Source organism: Bradyrhizobium yuanmingense (assembly GCF_900094575.1).
GTDB classification, from domain to species: Bacteria; Pseudomonadota; Alphaproteobacteria; order Rhizobiales; family Xanthobacteraceae; genus Bradyrhizobium; species Bradyrhizobium yuanmingense.
On record NZ_FMAE01000001.1, the window covers coordinates 672,713 to 688,919 of the forward strand.

The 16,207-nt window shown below is 64.7% G+C and carries 20 protein-coding genes; 11 read left to right on the forward strand and 9 right to left on the reverse strand.

The features are described 5' to 3' along the window. The first annotated feature begins 56 nt into the window (after window positions 1-56). The 3 genes from GA0061099_RS03020 to GA0061099_RS03030 are packed head-to-tail and all read left to right on the forward strand — an operon-like array spanning window position 57 to window position 1,476. Window positions 57-644, forward strand: a complete 588-nt coding sequence (locus GA0061099_RS03020) for a phosphatase PAP2 family protein (protein WP_036031002.1) — start codon at window positions 57-59, stop codon at window positions 642-644. Further along, on the forward strand, window positions 641-988 hold the full coding sequence (locus GA0061099_RS03025; RefSeq protein ID WP_036030998.1) for a DUF3147 family protein: 348 nt from the start codon (window positions 641-643) through the stop codon (window positions 986-988). The genes GA0061099_RS03020 and GA0061099_RS03025 overlap by 4 nt, the downstream gene beginning before the upstream one ends. Further along, the gene (locus GA0061099_RS03030) at window positions 988-1,476 is read left to right on the forward strand and encodes a DUF3147 family protein (protein ID WP_036030995.1); all 489 of its coding nucleotides are present in this window, start codon (window positions 988-990) and stop codon (window positions 1,474-1,476) included. Before GA0061099_RS03025 ends, GA0061099_RS03030 begins: the two co-directional genes overlap by 1 nt. Window positions 1,477-1,568: 92 nt before the next feature. Here GA0061099_RS03030 and GA0061099_RS41020 read toward each other — a convergent pair whose 3' ends face one another. Further along, complete coding sequence (locus GA0061099_RS41020; protein ID WP_167361644.1) at window positions 1,569-1,736, reverse strand: hypothetical protein; 168 nt, start codon at window positions 1,734-1,736, stop codon at window positions 1,569-1,571. A gap of 168 nt (window positions 1,737-1,904) precedes the next feature. Here GA0061099_RS41020 and GA0061099_RS03035 point away from each other — a divergent pair, with 168 nt between their 5' ends. Further along, on the forward strand, window positions 1,905-2,150 hold the full coding sequence (locus GA0061099_RS03035) for a hypothetical protein (RefSeq protein ID WP_036003940.1): 246 nt from the start codon (window positions 1,905-1,907) through the stop codon (window positions 2,148-2,150). A gap of 146 nt (window positions 2,151-2,296) precedes the next feature. On the opposite strand, the gene GA0061099_RS03040 is transcribed toward GA0061099_RS03035, so the two are convergent. The 3 genes from GA0061099_RS03040 to GA0061099_RS03045 form a co-directional block, all read right to left on the reverse strand. After that, entirely contained in the window at window positions 2,297-2,500 is a 204-nt protein-coding gene (locus GA0061099_RS03040) for a hypothetical protein (protein WP_036003938.1), read from the reverse strand. A 71-nt stretch (window positions 2,501-2,571) separates the two neighbouring features. Beyond that, window positions 2,572-2,700 carry a hypothetical protein gene (locus tag GA0061099_RS42710; RefSeq protein ID WP_276325026.1) on the reverse strand — a complete coding sequence of 43 codons (129 nt, stop codon included), beginning with the start codon at window positions 2,698-2,700 and terminating at the stop codon, window positions 2,572-2,574. A gap of 113 nt (window positions 2,701-2,813) precedes the next feature. Next, the gene (locus GA0061099_RS03045; RefSeq protein ID WP_074447527.1) at window positions 2,814-3,008 is read right to left on the reverse strand and encodes a hypothetical protein; all 195 of its coding nucleotides are present in this window, start codon (window positions 3,006-3,008) and stop codon (window positions 2,814-2,816) included. Between the two features lie 95 nt (window positions 3,009-3,103). Here GA0061099_RS03045 and GA0061099_RS03050 point away from each other — a divergent pair, with 95 nt between their 5' ends. Then, window positions 3,104-3,616 carry a DUF4142 domain-containing protein gene (locus GA0061099_RS03050; RefSeq protein WP_036030990.1) on the forward strand — a complete coding sequence of 171 codons (513 nt, stop codon included), beginning with the start codon at window positions 3,104-3,106 and terminating at the stop codon, window positions 3,614-3,616. Window positions 3,617-3,618: 2 nt separating this feature from the next. Here GA0061099_RS03050 and GA0061099_RS41025 read toward each other — a convergent pair whose 3' ends face one another. After that, a complete protein-coding gene (locus tag GA0061099_RS41025) occupies window positions 3,619-3,912 on the reverse strand; it encodes a hypothetical protein (protein ID WP_036030987.1) in 294 nt (97 codons plus the stop codon). 283 nt (window positions 3,913-4,195) lie between these two features. Between GA0061099_RS41025 and GA0061099_RS03060 the strand changes: the two genes are divergently transcribed. Together GA0061099_RS03060 and GA0061099_RS03065 are read left to right on the forward strand one after the other, a co-directional pair. Then, entirely contained in the window at window positions 4,196-10,489 is a 6,294-nt protein-coding gene (locus GA0061099_RS03060; RefSeq protein ID WP_074447528.1) for a HAMP domain-containing protein, read from the forward strand. A 13-nt stretch (window positions 10,490-10,502) separates the two neighbouring features. Further along, a complete protein-coding gene (locus GA0061099_RS03065) occupies window positions 10,503-11,990 on the forward strand; it encodes an HWE histidine kinase domain-containing protein (RefSeq protein ID WP_036003924.1) in 1,488 nt (495 codons plus the stop codon). On the opposite strand, the gene GA0061099_RS03070 is transcribed toward GA0061099_RS03065, so the two are convergent. Continuing rightward, entirely contained in the window at window positions 11,987-12,208 is a 222-nt protein-coding gene (locus tag GA0061099_RS03070; protein WP_036029983.1) for a hypothetical protein, read from the reverse strand. The two genes, GA0061099_RS03065 and GA0061099_RS03070, sit on opposite strands and share 4 nt — an antisense overlap. A 140-nt stretch (window positions 12,209-12,348) precedes the next feature. On the opposite strand from GA0061099_RS03070, the gene GA0061099_RS03075 reads away from it, so the two are divergent. Then, a complete protein-coding gene (locus tag GA0061099_RS03075) occupies window positions 12,349-12,606 on the forward strand; it encodes a hypothetical protein (RefSeq protein WP_036029986.1) in 258 nt (85 codons plus the stop codon). Window positions 12,607-12,702: 96 nt separating this feature from the next. Further along, window positions 12,703-12,945 carry a hypothetical protein gene (locus tag GA0061099_RS03080; RefSeq protein WP_036029989.1) on the forward strand — a complete coding sequence of 81 codons (243 nt, stop codon included), beginning with the start codon at window positions 12,703-12,705 and terminating at the stop codon, window positions 12,943-12,945. A gap of 113 nt (window positions 12,946-13,058) precedes the next feature. Here the strand turns inward: GA0061099_RS03080 and GA0061099_RS03085 are convergent, their stop codons facing one another. Further along, entirely contained in the window at window positions 13,059-13,280 is a 222-nt protein-coding gene (locus tag GA0061099_RS03085; RefSeq protein ID WP_036003912.1) for a hypothetical protein, read from the reverse strand. Window positions 13,281-13,395: 115 nt separating this feature from the next. Between GA0061099_RS03085 and GA0061099_RS03090 the strand changes: the two genes are divergently transcribed. Next, window positions 13,396-13,590, forward strand: a complete 195-nt coding sequence (locus tag GA0061099_RS03090) for a DUF3072 domain-containing protein (protein WP_036003909.1) — start codon at window positions 13,396-13,398, stop codon at window positions 13,588-13,590. Between the two features lie 90 nt (window positions 13,591-13,680). Then, entirely contained in the window at window positions 13,681-13,998 is a 318-nt protein-coding gene (locus GA0061099_RS03095) for a DUF6496 domain-containing protein (protein ID WP_036003905.1), read from the forward strand. 6 nt (window positions 13,999-14,004) lie between these two features. On the opposite strand, the gene GA0061099_RS03100 is transcribed toward GA0061099_RS03095, so the two are convergent. Both GA0061099_RS03100 and GA0061099_RS03105 read right to left on the reverse strand, forming a co-directional pair. After that, window positions 14,005-14,367 (reverse strand): hypothetical protein, encoded by a 363-nt coding sequence (locus tag GA0061099_RS03100; RefSeq protein ID WP_036003965.1) that lies wholly within the window; start codon window positions 14,365-14,367, stop codon window positions 14,005-14,007. A gap of 269 nt (window positions 14,368-14,636) precedes the next feature. Continuing rightward, the gene (locus tag GA0061099_RS03105; protein ID WP_074447529.1) at window positions 14,637-16,190 is read right to left on the reverse strand and encodes a Do family serine endopeptidase; all 1,554 of its coding nucleotides are present in this window, start codon (window positions 16,188-16,190) and stop codon (window positions 14,637-14,639) included. Window positions 16,191-16,207 lie beyond the last annotated feature (17 nt).

The window sequence follows — 16,207 nt, forward strand, 5'->3', positions numbered from 1 at the left end:
TTCTTTGTTTCCAGGCTTTACAAAACTGTCATGGAGGAACAGTCGCCGACGGACCGATGGCCCTTGTAACAGTCAAACCCACCCGGATCGATACGGCGATCGCCAACGAGATCGCGCACAATACCAAATCGGGGCTCGAGCATGCCGCCCAGGCCATGACGTGGGCCGCCGACGAGCATGTCCTGGTTGCGCTCGCGGCAGCAGGATGGCTCTACACCCGCTTCCGGCACCCGCAGCAGCGCCCCGTTGCCGATCACGTCCTGATCGTGTCGCTGGCGACGGCCGTGTTACCACATGTCTTGAAATCCGTGTTCGATCAGACGAGGCCCGACCGGCTGACGGTGAGCGGCCATGGGCGCGGTGTTCCCTTTTCGGGACGCGCGCGCGATGCATTTCCCTCAGGTCACGCCGTGCATATGGGCGCCCTTGCCTCGGCCGCGGGCCTGTTGCCGCCGGCCCCGCGCAACCTGGCGCGCTCCTTTGCGGTAGCGCTGTCCCTGACGCGTGTCGCGCTGCTCGCGCACTGGGTCAGCGATGTAGTGGCAGGTTTCATGCTGGGCATCGTTGTCGAGCGCCTGTTCCGGCCGTTCACGATGGCGAAGTCACGGCAGCGGCAGCGCAAGGGCTCGGGGGGACAGCCATGACTGAATATCTCGTGCGCTTCGTCGCCGGCGGCCTGATCGTATCCGTCTTCGCGATCCTCGGTGACATGCTGCGGCCGAAGAGCTTTGCCGGGCTGCTCGGCGCCGCACCGTCGGTGGCGCTTGCCACCCTCGCCATCGCAGTGGTCCAGCACGGCCCGCAATATGCTGCGGCCCAGAGCTGGACGATGATCTATGGCGCCGTCGCGCTCGCCTGCTACAGCGTCGTCGTCTGCCACCTCCTGATGAGGTTCCGTTTCGGCGCGCTTCCAGCCACGATCCTCGCCTTTGCCGCATGGCTCGTTGTCGCCTTCGGCCTGCTCGCCGGTCTGGGAGGTGCCGCCTGATGCTGGTGAAGCTATCGACATCGGCGCTGAAACAGACGCGGTGGTACGAATACGCCATTCGCTTCGTGCTCGGCGGCGGTGCGACGGTGCTCGCGGGCGTTATCGGCTCGAAGTTCGGCCCGTCCGTCGGCGGGCTCTTTCTTGCTCTTCCGGCCATCTTCTGCGCCAGCGCGACGCTGATCGAAAGCCACGAGCGTCACGCCAAGGAGAAGGCCGGCCTGAGCGGGCGGCGTCGCGGACAGAAGGCCGCGGCGCTCGATGCTGCCGGCGCCGCGCTCGGTAGCATCGGCCTCGCCGCGTTCGCCGCTATCTTCCATTTGATCGTCGGGGCAAGCGTCGCGCTCGCTTTTTTCGCCGCGATGACGGTCTGGGCCATCGTGTCCGTGTCGGCCTGGTGGCTCAGGCGCAAGCTTCGCAGTGTCTCCCACAAATCGCGCCGATCAGGCCATTCGCCGTCGGCAACGGGCTCTCGCTTCGCAAAGCCTTAAAGCGCGATGAGATTTGGACGTCATCGCGCTTTAGATTGTTGTTTACGCATGATCTTTGCGGAAAACCGCTTCACACTTTTCCGGATCATGCCCTAGCTCGCTTTCGCTCCCGTCGAAGGCTGCGATTGCGGCGGCTGAAGGCCCGGGCTGTTGGCCCAGCGCTCGACCTCATCAATGATCTTCTGCTGGCTTGGCCGCACCGGCTCGGGCGCTGCGGGTTCTTCGGAAAGCTTGCGAGGTAACCTGACTTCGTCCGTCATGGTTTCTCTCCCTTCCGGGAACAATGCCTTACGGCGGCATGCGTTTCAATAAATTATTGATTTCATTTGATTTCCTACTCACTTGCGGACTTCGTCGGCTTTCGCGGAACTCTCATCAAGTTGGTTCGTTGAGTAAGCTACTCAACCTACTCAATTTGCGTGATCGCCATGAACGACCTTCGCGCCGAGCGCCTTCAGGTCATGCTCTCGCCGGAAGAGTTGGCCGCCATTGACGATTTCCGGTTCAAGCACCGCATGCCGACGCGGGCGGCAGCAGTCCGCGAACTCCTGAAGTTCGGACTGGCCGCTGTGGGCGTCGATGCCGCTGCCGGCGTGAAGTCAAGCAGCTTCGGCGTATTCGGCCGCGGGCCTGAAGGACATACTCAGGGGGATCCGGAGAGCGGCGCCGAATGACGCACGGAAAGCCCCCACCAAAAGCAAACGACCCCGGCACGGTGGGTGCCAGGGCCGTCCTTGGAGATTGCTTCCGGCGCACCGGGGGCATGACTGCCGGAAGCAATCCGTCGACACTTCCCACGGAAATTCGTTCCTGGTGAGAGCTAGCCCGTGGCGTCGCTCGAGCCGTCCGGCATGGCGCCGGACCCCGGCGTCTTGATGTTGTCGTTCAGCTTGGGATCGCGCGTCGCTTCACGCGAGGGGGAGCCTTTCGGATCCGCCTTGTGCACGGATTGCGCACGTTCCTTGTCGCGGGGCTGCACCTCCCCACGCTTGTCCTTGACGATGCCTTGGTCGGAATGGGCCATGATGCGCTCTCGCTTCTGCTGATGTGTCGGAGCGCTTACGCATTGCGGCGTCGAATGTTCCGCTGCCGCAATCAGCTGCGCACAGCATGGACGGCAGATGCGCTCTCGAGATGCACCTGTCGCACCGTCGTCACCGTCGCGAACGCGACGGAGACGTCAAAGGCGAGAATGAGGGAGAGAAGAGCCAGACGTGGAGCCATCGCCAAACCTCCTTCTGCAATTGGAAATCTCCGCGATCGACGTTCCCGGATGATCCCAAATCAGTTGTGCGCCTTCCGTGAGCGGTCTCACATGCAGATTTTTGAAGACGAGCTCACCCGTTCCGCTTTGGAGCTGCATGGACGGGAACGGGCGAAATTTCGCCGTCGAGCCAATCCTGCTCGTTGGCGAGTGCCGTCCAGGCGTCGGCCATGCGCGAATAGCGCTTATGGGCGGGCTGTCCGTCAGCGCGCTCGGCAAGCTGAAGACAATTGTCGGCGTTGTCTCTGAAGACGTCAGACTGTTTCATCTAGAGGACGTGGGGACGGAACTCTTGCGCCGCAACCCGCTTACCGGATCGTAATGGTCGGGGAACTTTCGCATGCGGTTCGTCATTGAAGATCGATGCGAGTTGTCGCCGCAATCATTCTGGCATTGATCAGCGCCTCGGCGCTTGCCGACAGCCTTGACGAACGAAAGCCCGGCGCACGGGCGCCCTCCGCGATCGAGGTGATCAGCGGTGCCTACAATTTCAGCCGGTTTCAACAGGGGCTGCTCGAGAACACCGACCTCAAGGGCAACGCCGAGGTCAAGAACCTCGCCGCCCTGCGCGCCGAGGAAGCGGCTAAGCGCGACAAGAGGCTGAAAGAGGTCCAGGAGGCCATCGGCGCGGAATTGCATGTTGGCAGGGCGACATCCTCGAGCGCGAGCCTCGTCGAGCCCGAAATGTCGGATGGTCCGGCCTACGTCAGAAGTTTCTATGCCGCGCAGATTCCCGAGTATGAATCGATCATCAGCCTGCTCGAACGCTATCTGACGGCGCCCGACAATGCAGCGCTCGCAGCGTTCGCGCGCGAACAGCTTCCGCTGCTGCGCGCGCAGGTCAGGGACGCCGAGCGCACCATGGCGGACAAATAACTCTACTTGGCGTTCGGATGTTGCTGGCTCTGCGGCCGCACGGTGCGGTCGCTCTCCGGCATCTTGTCGCGACCCGCATCGCCGTTGTCGTCCTTGCCGCCGGACGAGGACGTGCCGCTTCCGCTTGGATTCGAGCGGGTGGCCGCTCCGGTGGTCGGCGTGTCCGCCTGCGGGTTGGCGGAGCTTGCGGCGGGGTCGCCCGTCACGGAGCCGCGCCCGCTTGGCGCACCGCCCTGCGCCAGAGCCGACCCCGCGGCAAGCGCCGTGATGGCGATGGCGAAAATTGCTGCCTTCATGTCCGTTCTCCCTGTCTGCACTGGCTAACCGTCAGGCTCGGCGCTCCGTTCCGAAGCAGGGCTGCGGACGTCGGAGGCGTTGACGACCCGCCCCTGCGGCCTTTTTCCTTTCGAGGGGTATGGAACAAACCGGTCGGTCCGTTGTTAACTCGGTCGGGCTGAGCAAAGCGGGTTCCATTTCCTTGCGCCGTACGTTGGCGCTTGATTTCGAATTTGGCTGACGCTCTTATTTCGTCGAACGCGTCTTGCCTCAGATTCGGCCGACGCCTGCGGGGGAAACAGTATGAGCGACCTCGATTCCGGAACTGCATCACGCTCCGGTCGTCGCGTCCCAAAGCCAAAAATCAACGGTACGTCCGAGTCAGATTCCCGAGCGGAACTGCTGCTCGCCCTCCAAGCGATGCGCAGCGGTGACTTTTCGGTGCGCATGAGCGGCGACTATCTCGGTATCGACGGCAAGATCGCCGACACTTTTAACGAAATTATCGCCGCGAACCAGCGCATGGCACAGCAGCTCGAGCTGGTGGGCCAGGTGGTGGGACGCGAAGGCAAGACCCGCCAGCGCGTGAAATTCGGCCTTGCGTCGGGCTCCTGGGCCGACATGGAAGGTTCGGTCAACACGCTGATCGACGACTTGTTGTGGCCGACGCGCGAGGTGACACGCGCGGTTGCCGCTGTCGCCCAGGGCGACCTGCTGCAGACCGTCAAGCTCGACGTCGACGGCCGTCCGCTCCGCGGCGAGTTCTTGCAGTCGGCGACGATCGTCAACACCATGATCAAGCAGCTCGGCGTGTTCACCTCGGAGGTGACGCGCGTGGCGCGCGAGGTCGGCACCGAAGGCAAGCTCGGCGGCCAGGCCCAGGTGCCGGAGGTGACCGGCGTCTGGAAGGACCTCACCGAGAGCGTCAACTCGATGGCGAACAACCTGACCAACCAGGTTCGCAACATCGCCGAGGTGACGATCGCGGTCGCCAACGGCGACCTCTCCAAGAAGATCACGGTCGACGTCCGCGGCGAGATCCTCCAGCTCAAGGAAGCCATCAATACGATGGTGGACCAGCTGCGCTCCTTCGCCTCCGAAGTGACGCGCGTGGCGCGCGAGGTCGGCACCGACGGCAAGCTCGGCGGCCAGGCCATCGTGCCCGGCGTCGCCGGCACCTGGAAGGACCTGACCGACTCCGTCAACGCGATGTGCGGCAACCTGACCGCACAGGTCCGCAACATCGCCAACGTCACCACCGCCGTGGCGCGCGGCGACCTCTCGCGCAAGATCACCGTGGACGTGCGCGGCGAGATCCTGGAGCTGAAGGACACCATCAACACCATGGTGGACCAGCTCAACTCGTTCGCCTCGGAGGTCACGCGCGTCGCGCGCGAGGTTGGCACCGAGGGCAAGCTCGGCGGTCAGGCCCAGGTGCCCGGCGTGGCCGGCACCTGGAAAGACCTCACCGACAACGTCAACTTCATGGCCTCCAACCTGACCGCGCAGGTCCGCAACATCGCCGACGTCGCGACCGCCATCGCGAGCGGCGACTTGTCGAAGAAGATCACGGTGAACGTCTCGGGCGAGATCCTTCAGCTGAAGGAAACGCTCAACACCATGGTCGACCAGCTCAACGCCTTCGCCGGCGAAGTCACGCGCGTCGCCCGCGAGGTCGGCACCGAGGGCCGGCTCGGCGGCCAGGCCAACGTGCTCGGCGTCGCCGGCACCTGGAAGGACCTCACCGAGAGCGTCAACTCGATGGCCTCGAACCTGACCGCGCAGGTCCGCAACATCGCCGAGGTGACCACCGCGGTCGCCGGCGGCGATCTCTCGAAGAAGATCACCGTGGACGTGCGCGGCGAGATCCTCGAGCTGAAGGACACCATCAACACGATGGTGGACCAGCTCAACGCCTTCGCCGGCGAAGTCACGCGCGTGGCGCGCGAGGTCGGCACCGAAGGCAAGCTCGGCGGTCAGGCGGTGGTGCGCGGCGTCGGCGGCACGTGGAAGGACCTCACCGACAGCGTCAACTCGATGGCCTCGAACCTCACGGGCCAGGTCCGCAACATCGCCGAGGTCGCAACCGCGGTGGCGAAGGGCGACTTGTCCAAGAAGATCACGGTGAACGTCTCGGGCGAAATCCTTCAGCTGAAGGAAACGCTCAACACCATGGTCGACCAGCTCAACGCCTTCGCCGGCGAAGTCACGCGCGTGGCGCGCGAGGTCGGCACCGACGGCAAGCTCGGCGGCCAGGCCGACGTGCCCGGCGTCGCCGGCACCTGGAAGGACCTGACCGACTCCGTGAACTCGATGGCGGGCAACCTCACGGCGCAGGTCCGCAACATCGCGGAAGTTGCCACCGCCATCGCCGGCGGCGACCTGTCGCGCAAGATCACCGTGGACGTGCGCGGCGAGATCCTTCAGCTCAAGGACACGCTGAACACCATGGTCGACCAGCTCAACCGCTTCGCGGGCGAGGTGACGCGCGTGGCGCGCGAGGTCGGCACCGAAGGCCGCCTCGGCGGTCAGGCCAACGTGCCCGGCGTCGCCGGCACCTGGAAGGATCTCACCGACAGCGTCAACTCGATGGCGGGTAACCTCACCGCCCAGGTCCGCAACATCGCCGAGGTGACGACCGCGGTGGCGCGCGGCGACCTCTCGCGCAAGATCACCGTCGACGTGAAGGGCGAAATCCTCGAGCTGAAGAACACCATCAACACCATGGTGGACCAGCTCAACGGCTTTGCCGGCGAAGTGACGCGCGTGGCGCGCGAGGTCGGCACCGAAGGCAAGCTCGGCGGCCAGGCCGAGGTGCCCGGCGTCGCCGGCACCTGGAAGGACCTCACCGACAACGTCAACTTCATGGCCTCCAACCTGACGGCGCAGGTCCGCAACATCGCCGAGGTCGCAACCGCCATCGCCGGCGGCGACCTGTCGAAGAAGATCACGGTGGACGTACGCGGCGAGATCCTTCTCCTGAAGGACACGCTGAACACCATGGTCGAGCAGCTCCGCTCCTTCGCCGCCGAAGTCACGCGCGTGGCGCGCGAGGTCGGCACCGAGGGCCGGCTCGGCGGTCAGGCCGTGGTGCCCGGCGTCGGCGGCACCTGGAAGGATCTCACGGACAACGTCAACCTCTTGGCTGCGAACCTCACCACCCAGGTCCGCAACATCGCCGAAGTCACCACGGCGGTCGCGCGCGGCGACCTCTCGCGCAAGATCACCGTCGACGTGAAGGGCGAAATCCTGGAGCTGAAGAACACCATCAACACCATGGTGGACCAGCTCAACGCCTTCGCCGGCGAAGTGACGCGCGTCGCGCGCGAGGTGGGCACGGAAGGAAAGCTGGGCGGCCAGGCGCAAGTGCCCGGCGTCGCCGGCACCTGGAAGGATCTCACCGACACCGTCAACTTCATGGCGGCGAACCTGACCGAGCAGGTGCGCGGCATCGTCAAGGTGGTGACCGCAGTCGCCAACGGCGATCTGAAGCAGAACCTCACGGTGAAGTCGAAGGGCGAGGTCGCGGCGCTCGCCGACACCATCAACAACATGACCGAGACGCTCGCGACCTTTGCCGATCAGGTGACGTCGGTGGCGCGCGAGGTCGGCGTCGAAGGCCGGCTCGGCGGCCAGGCCAACGTGCCCGGCGCTGCCGGCACCTGGAAGGATCTCACCGGCAACGTCAACCTGCTCGCGGCCAACCTGACCTCGCAGGTGCGCGCGATCGCGGAAGTCGCAACTGCGGTGACCAAGGGCGACCTGACGCGGTCAATCCAGGTCGACGCCCGCGGCGAAGTGGCGGAGCTGAAGGACAACATCAACACGATGATCACCAACCTCCGTCTCACGACGGACGTGAATACCGAGCAGGACTGGCTCAAGACCAACCTCGCCAAGTTCACCAACATGCTCCAGGGACAGCGCGATCTCACCACGGTCGGCCGATTGCTGCTCACCGAATTGTCGCCGCTGGTGAACGCCCATACGGGCGTGATCTACCAGGTCGAGAACGAGAACGATCCCCAGCTCCTGCTGCTCGCCTCCTACGCCAGCGACGGCGTCTACCCCTATCAGCCGGTGCTGCAGTTCGGCGAAGGCCTGATCGGCCAATGCGCCTTCGACAAGCGGCCGCGCGTCGTCTCCGACATTCCCTCGGACGTGGTGCCGATCAACTCGGCGCTGTTCCGCGTCGCCCCGAAGAACCTCGTCGTGCTTCCGGTGCTGTTCGAAGGCCAGGTCAAGGCCGTGATCGAGCTCGCCTCGCTGGTCTCCTTCACGACCTCGCAGATGACGTTCCTGGAGCAGCTCACCGACTCCATCGGCATCGTGCTCAATTCGATCGAGGCCACGATGCAGACCGAAGGCCTGCTCAAGCAGTCGCAGCAGCTCGCCGGCGAGCTGCAGACCCAGCAGCGCGAATTGCAGCAGACCAACGACCAGCTCGAGCAGAAGGCGCAGCAGCTCGCCGAGCGCAACGTCGAGGTCGAACGCAAGAACCAGGAAATCGAGCAGGCCCGCCGCGCGCTCGAGGAGAAGGCGACCGAGCTCGCGCTGACGTCGAAGTACAAGTCCGAATTCCTCGCCAATATGAGCCACGAGCTGCGTACGCCGCTGAACTCGATCCTGATCCTCGGACAGCAGCTTAGCGACAATCCCGATGGCAACCTCTCGGCCAAGCAGGTCGAGTTCGCCCGCACCATCCATGGTGCCGGCACCGACCTGCTCAACCTCATCAGCGACATTCTCGATCTCTCCAAGATCGAGTCCGGCACCGTGACGGTCGACGCCGAGGAAATCCTGACGGCGAACCTGCTCGAGACCGTCGGCCGGCCGTTCCGGCACGAGGCGGACAACCGCAACCTGTCGTTCAAGATCGACGTCGATCCGAACCTGCCGCGCAGCATCGTGACCGACTCCAAGCGGCTGCAACAGGTTCTGAAGAATCTGCTCTCCAACGCCTTCAAGTTCACCGCCGACGGCGAAGTGCGCCTGAAAGTCGCCGGCGCAATCGGCGGCTGGGGGTCGGATCATCCGGTGCTGAACTCGGCGCCGGCCGTGATCGCCTTCGAAGTGTCCGACACCGGCATCGGCATTCCCCTGGAGAAGCAGAAGCTGATCTTCGAGGCGTTCCAGCAGGCCGATGCCGGCACCAGCCGCAAATATGGCGGCACCGGCCTCGGCCTTGCGATCAGCCGCGAGCTTGCCAGCCTGCTCGGCGGCGAGATCCACCTGCGCAGCGCGCCGGGCAAGGGCTCGACCTTCACGCTCTATCTGCCCTTGAAATATTCCGGCCCGACCCTCGCGCCGCGGGCGCCGGCGTCACAGCAATACGGCCAGCCGCCGGCGCTGCAGCCTGCCGCGCCTGACCAGCAGCGCGTTATCGAGCAGCTGCCCGACGACCGCCTCAACCTCGAGCCCGGCGACACCATTCTCCTGATCGTCGAGGACGACCCGCATTATGCCCGCGTGCTGGTCGATCTGGCCCGCGACAAGGGCTTCAAGGTCCTGGTCGCCGCGCGCGGCGCCGAGGCCCTCGAGCTCGCCAAGCAATACCAGCCGACGGCCGTCTCGCTCGACGTGTTCCTGCCCGACATGCTCGGCTGGACCGTGCTGAGCCAGCTCAAGCACAATCCGCTCACCCGCCACATCCCGGTCCAGATCATCACGCTCGACGAGGACCGCCAGCATGCGCTGGCGCGCGGCGCCTTCTCCTTCGTCAACAAGCCGACGACGACCGAGGGCGTCTCGGCCGCGCTGACGCAGATCAAGGAATATGCGCGGCCGCGGCGCAAGCGGCTCTTGATCGTCGAGGACAACGAGGCCGAGCGGCTCTCGATCCGCGAGCTGCTGCACCACGACGACATCGAGATCCTGGCCACGGATACCGGGGCAGGCGCGCTCACGACGTTGCGCGAGCAACCCTGCGATTGCGTGGTGCTCGACCTCAGGCTGCCCGACATGAGCGGCTTCGAGGTGCTCGATCAGATCCGCAACGACGAGGCGCTGTCGAACATCCCCGTCGTGGTGTTCACCGGCCGCGAGCTCTCGGCCGAGGAGGATGCGGAACTCCACACCATGGCACGCAGCATCGTGGTCAAGGGCGTGGAATCGCCCGAGCGCCTGCTCGACGAGACCGCGTTGTTCCTGCACCGCGTGATCACGGAGTTGCCGCTCGAGAAGCAGCGCATGCTGGAGAAGCTGAACAGTTCCGACGAGGACCTGATCGGCAAGACCGCCCTGCTCGTCGACGACGATGCCCGCAATATCTTCGCGCTCTCGAGCGTGCTGGAACGACGCGGCATGAAGGTGCTGACGGCCACGACCGGCAGCGAGGCGGTGACCTTGGTCGAATCCAATCCGGAGATCGCGATCGTGCTGATGGACATCATGATGCCGCAGATGGATGGCTACCAGACCATCGGCGTGATCCGCGAGAACCCGGCCTTCGCCCGTCTGCCGATCATCGCGTTGACCGCCAAGGCGATGAAGGGCGACCGGGAGAAATGCCTCGAAGCCGGCGCGTCCGACTACCTCGCCAAACCGGTCAACACCGACCAATTGCTGCTTGCAATCCGCATGTGGCTGCATCGCTGAGTTGGACATGCGTATGGACCAGGAAAAGGTCAACATCCTGCTCGTCGACGACCAGCCGGCCAAGCTGCTCGCCTATGAGGTGATCCTGAAGGATCTCGGCGAGAACCTCGTCATCGCCTCCTCGGGCCGCGAGGCGTTGGAGGTGCTGCTCAAGACCGAGATCGCGGTGATCCTGGTCGACGTCTGCATGCCCGAGCTCGACGGCTTCGAGCTCGCCGCGATGATCCGCGAGCATCCGCGTTTCCAGAAGACCGCCATGATCTTCATCTCGGCGATCCAGGTCAGCGACATCGACCGGCTGCGCGGCTACGAGATGGGCGCGGTCGATTACGTGCCGGTTCCGGTCGTGCCGGAGGTACTGCGCGCCAAGATCAAGGTGTTTGCCGAGCTCTACCGCAAGACGCGCGAGCTCGAACGGCTGAACCACGAGCTCGAGGATCGCGTCCGCGCCCGCACCGCGGAACTGGAGGCTTCCACCGCGAAGCTGCGCGAGAGCGAGCAGCGGCGCAGCATGGCGATCGCGGCAGGCAAGATGGGGTCCTGGGACTGGGACTGGATCAGCGGCGATTGGATGTGGGACGAGGGGCAATACAATATCTTCGGCGTCAGCCCCGACAATTTCGAGATCAATCCGGCCAACGTTCAGGCCCTGCTGCACCCCGACGACGTCGACCAGTTGCGCAAGGCGATCGCCGAGTTCAACAAGGGCACACGCGCCTATGAGACGGAGTTCCGCATCATCCGGCCCGACGGCGAGGTGCGCTGGTGCGTCGGCACGGCGGCCGCAACCACGGACGAGAGCGGGCGCGTGGTGCGCGTCAGCGGCGTGACCGTCGACATCACCGAGCGCAAGCGCGCCGAGGAGCGGCAGAACCTGCTGGCGCGGGAAGTCGATCATCGCGCGAAGAACGCGCTGGCGCTGGCGCAGTCGATCGTGCGCCTCACCCGGGCCGACGAGGTCAAGGCCTATGTCAACGCCGTCGAGGGGCGCATCAATGCGCTGGCGCGCGTGCACACCATCCTGTCGCTGTCGAGCTGGCAAGGCGCCGAGCTCTCCAGGCTGATCGACGAGGAGCTTGCGCCCTACTCGCTGGGCGACCAGATCAAATTGGCAGGGCCCGAAGTTCAGTTGCTGCCGGCGACGGCCCAGACGCTGGCGCTCGCACTGCACGAGCTCTTCACCAACTCGGCAAAGTACGGCGCGCTATCCACGCGAGCGGGGCGGCTCGCGATCGATTGGCAGGTCGACGAGGAGCTGCTCACGCTGAGCTGGGAGGAATCCGGCGGTCCCCTGGTCAAGACCCCGAAATCGCGCGGCTTCGGCACGCGAAGCCTGCTTGCGAGCATCGAGTCCCAGCTTGGCGGACAGGCGCAGTTCGATTGGCGCGCCGAGGGCCTGCTGTGCCGTCTTGAGGTGCCGTTGACACGCAAGACCGCGGCGGCTGCACCAAGCAAGTTCGACACCGCCGGCGCTGCCGAATTGCAACGCGCATCCGGTTAACCTGACGCTGCGCTGCTCATGCGCTGCGCCGTGCGCGGTTCGCGCGCGACGCGCCCTTCGAGCCAGGCTTCCGTTCGGGCGAGATCGCGCAGCGCCCTCGCGTAGCGGCGGGCCGCGCTCCGCTCCGCGCCAAGCGGAAGCTTGCGCGCCTTGCGCAGGATGTCCGCGGCCGCGTTGCGATAGGCCAGCGAGCGGTAAAGAAAGACGACCTTACCCATATCGATGTTCCCGTTTTGCTGGCGCCCATCTTGGCAAGCCCGGCATGAACGCCGGATGAAACGGGCGGTAACAATTCCTTCAGCGGAACGGAACCCGGCGATCACATGCGCGTTGGCGTGGCAGTTCGGGATGCCGTCCCATGCGCACCAAGAAGTCGTCTGAGCTGATCTCTGCCAGCGGCCTTATCAAGCTGATGACGCATGCAATGATGGGCGCAGCGCTCGGCCTCATTTTCAGCCTCACGCTCGTCCTGTCCAATCCAGCCGTCGCCAACCTGCTGAACAATGGCGGAAGCCAGGCCGCGATGGTCTTCGCTCTCACCTTGGTGACGACCTTTGCGATCGGCGCGACGCTCACCGGCGCCGTGTTCATCCTGGCCGAGGACAAGCAAACTTGAAGCGTGCGTGACGCACGGAAGATACTTCGCCGGGAACTCCTGCCGCGACGCGCGGTTTTGCTGCCTGCGTCAATTTAACTCAGGGAGTTCCCCCGCATGAAGACGACCAAGCTCGCTCTCGCCGTAATATTGGCAACCGGCCTTGCCGCCGCGCCGTTTGCCGCCCAGGCCAAATCGCACAAGGCCAAGCATGAATCCTCGATGTCGTCGGCACAGACCACCGGCGCCAACACCAAGTCCTCCAAGGGCGCTGATCCTTCCGGCCAAGGCGGCGCCGGTCCCGGCTCCGATCAGGGCGGCACCATGACCAACACGGGCGGCCTGACCAACACCAAATAGGCGCTCCCAGGAATCATGAAGGGCTCCGCATTGCGGAGCCCTTTGTCTTCTATCTTTGGGTTCGGCACTCGGCGGGTTCGGCACTCGGCCTTCAGTACCCGGCGCCAAGGATCTCAGCGGCGCTCGGCTGCGCGCGCGGAGTTGCCGCCTGTCTTCACGGCACGAAGCCGCACCCGGTCGCGGACGTTCGGCAGTACGTCGCTGCCGCCGGCAGCCTTCCATTCGGCGATCAAGAGATTGATCTTCCGGCGCAGGTCCATCTGCGCCAGGGCCCTTTCCGTGCAGTCGTGATCGCGCTCGACGAGGTCGCGCACCGACGCCTCGACGTCGGCCATCTCAAGCCTCAAGGCTCTGATTTTACGTCGAATTTCATTAATTCTGTTGTCCATGCCTTGTTAGAACAAAATAAGAACATATAGTCAAGTCACGATTTCAGGACGGAGACGCCAGATGCAGGTTCAAGGTAAATACGACGCCAGATTTTTCCTGGGCGAGCAGATGACGCGGGCGCAGGGCCTCAAGCTGAAGCGGCTCAGCGAAGAGGCCTATCAGCCCGGCCAATATGCGCGGGATCTGTCCTTCACCGAGGCCGCCCGGCGCATCCAGGTGCTGGAAGCGGAGATCGAGCTGGCAAACTCCTTCTAGAGCATCGCATCGCGCTTTAGGCCTGCGCCGTTCCACGCTCCCGGAACCATGGCTGTGCAGAATGGTTCTCCCCGCCGAGGGAGAATATGCATGGCACGCAAGGCAAAAAAGCGCCGCTACTCACGCAGCTCGGGAAGCGATGTCGCCACCGAGATGCGGCGTTACAAGAAGGGCACCGCGAAGAGCGGCCGTGGCGGGCGCGGCGGCCGCGTCAAGAACCGCAAGCAGGCCATCGCGATCGGACTGTCGAAGGCACGCAAGAAGGGCAAGAAGGTCCCGAAGAAGGCTTCGAAGCGCAAGAGCGCCAAGAAGACGTCCAAGAAAGCATCCAAGAAAACGTCCGGGACGTCGTCCAAGAAATCGTCGAACAAGAAATCATCGAAGCGCAAATCCAAGCGGTCGCGCTGACCCGCCTCAGATCATGCTCCCCGGCATGAAGCAGCGGATCGAAATCCCGAACGCAGTCTTGACCGGCCACACCATCGTGCGGCCGGCCCGGTTGGGCTCGGTGATGACGGCCTCATCCGGCACATCGATCCACTGTCCGTCGATGCGGACACGGTAGCGCCCGTTGTGCGACTCCCAGTCGAGATCGGCAAGGGCGAAACCGTCCGCGTCCGAGCAGCACGGACCGAGATGGCTGCGCAAACTGTCGAACCATGGCTTCAGAGGAGAATTCGCGTAGCGGCCGTCGTCGCGCCCGAGCGCGTTTCCCCCCGAGAGCACCAATGGCGCCACGAGCAGCGCACTCCTGAGCGAGAGCTTCAATCGATCCATGTCGGCACCGATCACTTGTGAACCACCGGCGAGTTCCACAAAGCGCCGGGAGGCTCGAAGTTCCACGCTTGCAACCCCTCTCAGCGGCGACGTTGGCGCAGAGCACCGAGGCGCCCTGCGAGTGTGATCAGCGAACACGGCTTTTTCGGACGCACCAGGTCATCATCCCTGCCGTTAACGAGAATGTGACCGGCCTGGTGCGGACGTGACGTGTGTGCAAAAGGCGGCCCGAAGGCCGCCTTCCTGGATTGGTAAGGGTCGAGTTGACGTTATGCGAGTGGCACCGCAACGAAGCGGGTGGCCTCCGCGCTTCTGACCTGAAGCAGCACGCTGCGCTTGCCCGACGATTTGGCCTGCGCCAGCTCGGAGCGCACCTCGCCGACATTGCTGACAGCCTTGCCGCCGACATTGAGGATGACGTCGCCGGTCCGGATGCCGCGTTGCGCGGCCGGGCCTTGCGGATCAACCTCGGTGACGACGACGCCGTTCTGGCCTGCGCCCTGGACGTCACCGGCGGGCGCCAGGCTGAGGCCGAGGCGCGGCGTGCCGGCACCCGGCTGTCCGCTGCCCTCGTCGGCATTGCCACTGCCATTGCCCTTGGCCTGCCGCTCGTTCGGCAACTCGCCGAGCGCCAGCGTCACCGTCTTGCTGTCGCCCTTGCGGAAGACATCGAGCTTCACGGACGTGCCCGGCGTCAAGCCGGCGATGGTGCGGGCGAGGTCGCGAGAGTCCTTGATCGTGGTGCCGTTGACGGCGGTGATGACATCGCCCGCCTGGATGCCGGCCTTCGCCGCCGGGCTGCCATCCTGCGGATTGTCGACGATCGCGCCGCGCGCCTCCTTGAGCCCGAGGCTGTCGGCGATATCCGACGTCACCGGCTGCACCTGCACGCCGAGCCAGCCCCGGGTGACCGCGCCCTTGTCCTTCAATTGCGCGACGACGAGCTTGGCGGTCGAAGCCGGGATATCGAAGCCGATGCCGACCGAGCCGCCCGAGGGCGAGAAGATCGCAGTGTTCACGCCGATCACGTTGCCGTTCATGTCGAAGGCCGGGCCGCCGGAATTACCCTTGTTGATCGGCGCGTCGATCTGGATGAAGTCGTCATAGGGACCGTTGCCGATGTCGCGGCCGCTGGCCGAGACGATGCCGGCGGTCACGGTGCCGCCAAGACCGAAGGGATTGCCGACCGCGACCACCCAGTCGCCAATGCGCGGCTTCTGGTCGGAGAACCTGACGAACGGAAAGTCCTTCTTGCCGTCGACCTTGATCAGCGCGAGATCGGTCTTCGGATCGGTGCCGACCACTTTCGCGGTGTAGGTCGTGCCGTCGTCCATCGTCACCTGCACGGACTCGGCGCGATCGACGACGTGATTGTTGGTCACGGCGTAGCCGTCGGCGGAGATGAAAAAGCCGGAGCCTTCGCCCGTGATCATCTGGTGGCGCTGGCGCGGCATGCCGTTCGCGCCGCCCGGAAAGCGGAAACCGAACTGTCGCGAGAACTGGTCGAACGGCGTGTCCTCGTCCGAATCCATCCGGTTCTGCTGCAGCATCGCGCTCTTGTCGTTGTCCTGATCGATTTTGACCCGCACCGAGATCACAGCGGGTTTGACCCTGCTAACGAGATCGCCGAAGCCGGGCGGCGTCGCGGCGGCTTCGGCCGCCTGAGCCGGCGCAATCAAGGAGTTGATGCCGTACGGCGAGGCGCCTGGCGCAACTGCCAGGGCGGCCACGCCCAGCGCGGCCACGGTGCCGAGCAGCGCGAGCCGCCGCGGCCGCAAGATCTTGCGAGACGTGGTGATGTCGGAATTGACGCGATCGTTCATGTCGAAATGTCCATGTT

Excerpts from the sequence above, each read along its gene's own strand:
- GA0061099_RS03075 (WP_036029986.1), top strand. The coding sequence starts at position 12,349 with ATGCGCACCAAGAAGTCGTCTGAGCTGATCTCTGCCAGCGGCCTTATC.
- GA0061099_RS03090 (WP_036003909.1), top strand. The coding sequence starts at position 13,396 with ATGCAGGTTCAAGGTAAATACGACGCCAGATTTTTCCTGGGCGAGCAG.
- GA0061099_RS03050 (WP_036030990.1), top strand. The coding sequence starts at position 3,104 with ATGCGAGTTGTCGCCGCAATCATTCTGGCATTGATCAGCGCCTCGGCG.
- GA0061099_RS03060 (WP_074447528.1), top strand. The coding sequence starts at position 4,196 with ATGAGCGACCTCGATTCCGGAACTGCATCACGCTCCGGTCGTCGCGTC.
- GA0061099_RS03100 (WP_036003965.1), bottom strand. The coding sequence starts at position 14,367 with ATGGATCGATTGAAGCTCTCGCTCAGGAGTGCGCTGCTCGTGGCGCCA.
- GA0061099_RS03030 (WP_036030995.1), top strand. The coding sequence starts at position 988 with ATGCTGGTGAAGCTATCGACATCGGCGCTGAAACAGACGCGGTGGTAC.
- GA0061099_RS03035 (WP_036003940.1), top strand. The coding sequence starts at position 1,905 with ATGAACGACCTTCGCGCCGAGCGCCTTCAGGTCATGCTCTCGCCGGAA.
- GA0061099_RS42710 (WP_276325026.1), bottom strand. The coding sequence starts at position 2,700 with ATGGCTCCACGTCTGGCTCTTCTCTCCCTCATTCTCGCCTTTGACGTC.
- GA0061099_RS03085 (WP_036003912.1), bottom strand. The coding sequence starts at position 13,280 with ATGGCCGACGTCGAGGCGTCGGTGCGCGACCTCGTCGAGCGCGATCAC.
- GA0061099_RS03045 (WP_074447527.1), bottom strand. The coding sequence starts at position 3,008 with ATGAAACAGTCTGACGTCTTCAGAGACAACGCCGACAATTGTCTTCAG.
- GA0061099_RS03105 (WP_074447529.1), bottom strand. The coding sequence starts at position 16,190 with ATGAACGATCGCGTCAATTCCGACATCACCACGTCTCGCAAGATCTTG.
- GA0061099_RS03095 (WP_036003905.1), top strand. The coding sequence starts at position 13,681 with ATGGCACGCAAGGCAAAAAAGCGCCGCTACTCACGCAGCTCGGGAAGC.
- GA0061099_RS03080 (WP_036029989.1), top strand. The coding sequence starts at position 12,703 with ATGAAGACGACCAAGCTCGCTCTCGCCGTAATATTGGCAACCGGCCTT.
- GA0061099_RS41025 (WP_036030987.1), bottom strand. The coding sequence starts at position 3,912 with ATGAAGGCAGCAATTTTCGCCATCGCCATCACGGCGCTTGCCGCGGGG.
- GA0061099_RS41020 (WP_167361644.1), bottom strand. The coding sequence starts at position 1,736 with ATGACGGACGAAGTCAGGTTACCTCGCAAGCTTTCCGAAGAACCCGCA.
- GA0061099_RS03065 (WP_036003924.1), top strand. The coding sequence starts at position 10,503 with ATGGACCAGGAAAAGGTCAACATCCTGCTCGTCGACGACCAGCCGGCC.
- GA0061099_RS03070 (WP_036029983.1), bottom strand. The coding sequence starts at position 12,208 with ATGGGTAAGGTCGTCTTTCTTTACCGCTCGCTGGCCTATCGCAACGCG.
- GA0061099_RS03025 (WP_036030998.1), top strand. The coding sequence starts at position 641 with ATGACTGAATATCTCGTGCGCTTCGTCGCCGGCGGCCTGATCGTATCC.
- GA0061099_RS03040 (WP_036003938.1), bottom strand. The coding sequence starts at position 2,500 with ATGGCCCATTCCGACCAAGGCATCGTCAAGGACAAGCGTGGGGAGGTG.
- GA0061099_RS03020 (WP_036031002.1), top strand. The coding sequence starts at position 57 with ATGGCCCTTGTAACAGTCAAACCCACCCGGATCGATACGGCGATCGCC.